The organism is Streptomyces kebangsaanensis, from assembly GCF_001906585.1.
GTDB classification, from domain to species: Bacteria; Actinomycetota; Actinomycetes; order Streptomycetales; family Streptomycetaceae; genus Streptomyces; species Streptomyces kebangsaanensis.
In genome coordinates this window covers 1-3,934 of sequence record NZ_JUJA01000041.1, presented here as the reverse complement: position 1 = coordinate 3,934, position 3,934 = coordinate 1, and the positions used below count along the sequence as shown (strand labels likewise).

Below are 3,934 nucleotides of genomic sequence, written 5' to 3'. Positions count from 1 at the left end.
CGACACTATGACCATCGTCAAAGTGACACGAAGCCGCTATGATGAATAGCGTCAGTTCGACGAAAAGTAGAAAGGGTGCGTGTCGTGACCACCGCCCAGACCCAGGACCTCGACGTCCAGCCGACGCCGCTCGCCCTGCTGCTGCTCGGCCGCGAGGCCGACCCCAAGAGCGAGCGCGGCGTCGAGTGCCCCGGTGACCTGCCCTCCCCGTCCGACCCGGACCTGGTGGAGCGCGCCCGCGTGGCCAAGGAGAAGCTCGGAGACAAGGTCTTCGTGCTCGGCCACCACTACCAGCGCGACGAGGTCATCCAGTTCGCCGACGTCACGGGTGACTCCTTCAAGCTGGCGCGGGACGCGGCAGCGCGCCCGGAAGCCGAGTACATCGTGTTCTGCGGCGTGCACTTCATGGCAGAGTCCGCGGACATCCTGACGACCGATGCGCAGAAGGTGGTCCTGCCGGACCTGGCGGCCGGCTGCTCCATGGCCGACATGGCCACGGCCGAGCAGGTCGCGGAGTGCTGGGACGTGCTGACCGAGGCGGGTATCGCCGAGCAGGTCGTGCCGGTGTCGTACATGAACTCCTCGGCCGACATCAAGGCCTTCACGGGCAAGCACGGCGGCACCATCTGCACCTCGTCGAACGCGAAGCGGGCCCTCGAATGGGCCTTCCAGCAGGGCGAGAAGGTGCTGTTCCTGCCCGACCAGCACCTGGGCCGGAACACGGCGGTGCGGGACATGGGCCTGTCCCTGGACGACTGCGTCGTCTACAACCCGCACAGGCCGAACGGCGGCCTGACCGCCGAGGAGCTGCGCGCCGCGAAGATGATCCTGTGGCGGGGCCACTGCTCGGTGCACGGCCGCTTCAGCCTGGACTCGGTGAACGACGTCCGCGAGCGCATCCCGGGCGTGAACGTCCTGGTCCACCCCGAGTGCAAGCACGAGGTGGTGGCCGCGGCGGACTACGTCGGCTCGACCGAGTACATCATCAAGGCCCTGGAGGCCGCCCCGGCCGGCTCCAAGTGGGCCATCGGCACGGAGCTGAACCTGGTCCGCCGCCTGGCGAACCGTTTCGCCCCCGAGGGCAAGGAGGTCGTCTTCCTCGACAAGACGGTCTGCTTCTGCTCGACCATGAACCGCATCGACCTCCCCCACCTGGTCTGGGCCCTGGAGTCCCTGGCCGAGGGCAACCTGGTCAACCGCATCGAGGTGGACAAGGAGACGGAGGGCTACGCGAAGCTGGCCCTGGAGCGGATGCTGGCGCTGCCGTAACGCCGACGCCGACTGTGCAGGGGTGCCCCGGCCGTCCCACGACGGCCGGGGCATTCCCCTGTAGGAGGACGGCACCCACCCGTGTCTTCAAAAAAGCGCTGACATTCTTAGTAGCTGTTGTCGTACCGATCTTGGGGTTTGTTGATCGAACGGGAGTCTCGATTGGGTGGTCGCGGGGTGCTCGACGCATACGAGCAGGGCCTCCTGAACAGCTCGTTGGTGTCGAATCACCGAGCAACATCAGGAGGCCCTGGTGCCGCAGTGTTCCGTGTCGATGGCCGGGCAGTCCAGTTCGGTCACGCTGGAGTGTGACTGCCTGGCTCACCGGTTCGGAAACGCCGCCGACAACGGGTCCCGGCAGCCGCGTTATCCGACGGACATGACGGACGCGGAGTGGGCGGTCATCCGGCCGTTGCTGCCAGTGCCTGGCTGGATGCGCGGCCGGGGCGGCCGGCCGGAGGCGTACTGCCACCGGGCAATACTCGATGCGATCCGTTACATGGTCGACAACGGCATCAAGTGGCGAGCGATGCCCGCTGACTTCCCGCCGTGGGACCGGGTCTACGCGTTCTTCCGCCGCTGGCGCGACCACGGCATGGTCAAGGAGTTCCACGACCGGCTGCGCGGCCGGGTGCGCGAGAGGCTGGACCGCGATGCGGAGCCGGGTGCGGGGGTGATCGACTCGCAGTCCGTCAAGGCGGACGCCGTCGTCGGCGCCGACAGCCGCGGCTTCGACGGCGGCAAGCTGATCAACGGGCGCAAGCGGCACGTCGTAGTCGACACTCTCGGTCTGCTGTTGGGCGTGATGGTCACCGCCGCGGACACCGGCGACCGGGCCGCCGCCCACGTCCTGCTGAAGCAGGTGGCCGACTCGCACCACCGCCTCGCCCTCATTTGGGCCGACGGCGGCTACACCGGCAGCCTCATCGAGTATTGCCTGGCCAGGCTCGCGCTGATCTTGGCGATCGTAAAACGCAGCGACGACATGCGCGGCTTCGTGGTGCTGCCCAAGCGGTGGATCGTCGAGCGGTTCTTCGCCCACCTGATGCGCACCCGCCGCCTGGCACGCGACTTCGAACGCCGCACGACCAGCGCCGAAGCGATGATCTACTGGTCGATGACCCTGCTCATGACGCGCCGTCTGGCCCGGCCACACCCGCAGTCAGCGTGAACTGGCCCGGCTGCCGCTCGGCCAGCCAGCCGCGCGCGACCAGGCGTTTCGCCTTCGACCGCAGTGCTTCCACCCGCGCCGGCACCACGTCCATGCCGAACCCTGCGGCCATCTCCTGGCAGGTCAGCGGTCCTCGACCGAGCCGGGCCCGGTCCGCGAGCGCGGTGAGAATGCGCTGGTAGTCCACCGACAGCACCGACCAAGGCAACCCCTCACGCCACACCGGCACCTGCGACTTCGGCTTCGCCGCATCCCGAGGCTCCAGCTGAGCATCCGCATCCCGCTGGTCCGGAGTGATCTCCGTGTCGGCGATTTCGCTGCTGTCCGGGGCCAGCACCGTATCGACCCGCCTGCGGGCGATCGCCCACTCCTGCCACTCCAGCTCGGCCGCAGCGAGCTCGGCCTGGATGCGGTCGGCCTCCTCCCGCAGCCCGTCGACTCGACGGCGGGCGGCGAGCTCGTGCTGTTCCAGCAGTCCGACGACCGACGGCATCCGCAACCTCCCGAAGGGCAACGACACGACACGCCACCACTCCCACGGAACCGCCACCCCTATGCCCGACCAGGCAGAACGCTGTCCTCAAGCTCGGAAAGACAACAGCTTCTTAGAGATGTACTTCTTAGATGTACGTCCCTAAGAGGTCATCTCATTTGGCTGGGTAGGCTGTCGGCCGTGGTGGGGATCGTTGAGCGGCTGGTGCCGGATGAGTTGTGGGAGCTGTTCCAGCGCGTGGTGCCGGAGGCGCCGACGCGGCCTCAGGGCGGTGGCCGGCGGCGGCACGGTGACCGCGAGGTGCTGGCCGCGATCGTGTTCGTGGCGACGTCGGGCTGCACGTGGCAGCAGCTGCCGGCCGCATCGTTCGGGCCGTCCGGCGCGACGGCGCACCGCCGGTTCACCGAGTGGACCAAGGCCCGGGTGTGGGCCAAGCTGCACCGCCTGGTCCTGGATGAACTCGGCTCCCGCGGCGAGCTGGACTGGTCGAGGTGCGCGATCGACTCGGTGAACATGCGGGCGATGAAAAGGGGGACCTGACAGGCCCGAATCCTGTCGACCGAGGCAAGTACGGGTCGAAGATCCACTTGATCACCGAGCGGACCGGTCTGCCCCTGTCCGTCGGAATCTCCGGTGCCAACGTCCACGACAGCCAGGCCCTGATGCCGCTGGTGAAGGGCATACCGCCGATCCGGTCCCGCCGAGGCCCCCGCCGGCGCAGGCCCGGCAAGCTCCATGCCGACAAGGGATACGACTACGCGCACCTGCGGAAATGGCTGTCCCGGCGGGGCATCCGGCACCGCATCGCCCGCAAGGGCGTCGAGACCTCGCAGCGGCTCGGGCGGCACCGCTGGACCATCGAGCGCACCATGTCCTGGCTCGCCGGCTGCCGCCGTCTGCACCGCCGCTACGAGCGCAAGGCAGAGCACTTCCTGGCCTTCACCAGCATCGCCTGCACCCTCATCTGCTACCGCAGACTCGCCAAATGAGATGCCTTCTAA

The 3,934-nt window shown here is 68.1% G+C and carries 4 protein-coding genes; 3 read left to right on the top strand and 1 reads right to left on the bottom strand.

Annotated features, from left to right (window positions below):
- Window positions 1-84 precede the first annotated feature (84 nt).
- Together nadA and RH94_RS05960 are read left to right on the top strand one after the other, a co-directional pair.
- Window positions 85-1,269, top strand: a complete 1,185-nt coding sequence (nadA, locus tag RH94_RS05965; RefSeq protein ID WP_073946612.1) for a quinolinate synthase NadA — start codon at window positions 85-87, stop codon at window positions 1,267-1,269.
- Window positions 1,270-1,648: 379 nt separating this feature from the next.
- The gene (locus tag RH94_RS05960) at window positions 1,649-2,440 is read left to right on the top strand and encodes an IS5 family transposase (protein WP_073946610.1); all 792 of its coding nucleotides are present in this window, start codon (window positions 1,649-1,651) and stop codon (window positions 2,438-2,440) included.
- Here the strand turns inward: RH94_RS05960 and RH94_RS05955 are convergent.
- Window positions 2,397-2,933, bottom strand: a complete 537-nt coding sequence (locus RH94_RS05955) for a hypothetical protein (protein WP_073946611.1) — start codon at window positions 2,931-2,933, stop codon at window positions 2,397-2,399. The genes RH94_RS05960 and RH94_RS05955 overlap by 44 nt on opposite strands.
- A gap of 189 nt (window positions 2,934-3,122) precedes the next feature.
- Here RH94_RS05955 and RH94_RS38590 point away from each other — a divergent pair.
- A protein-coding gene (locus tag RH94_RS38590; protein WP_199880877.1) for an IS5 family transposase occupies window positions 3,123-3,922 on the top strand; the annotation gives its coding sequence in 2 pieces (ribosomal slippage) (window positions 3,123-3,462 and window positions 3,462-3,922; 801 coding nt in all).
- The last annotated feature ends 12 nt before the right edge of the window (window positions 3,923-3,934 follow it).

Excerpts from the sequence above, each read along its gene's own strand:
- RH94_RS05960 (WP_073946610.1), top strand. The coding sequence starts at position 1,649 with ATGACGGACGCGGAGTGGGCGGTCATCCGGCCGTTGCTGCCAGTGCCT.
- RH94_RS05955 (WP_073946611.1), bottom strand. The coding sequence starts at position 2,933 with ATGCCGTCGGTCGTCGGACTGCTGGAACAGCACGAGCTCGCCGCCCGC.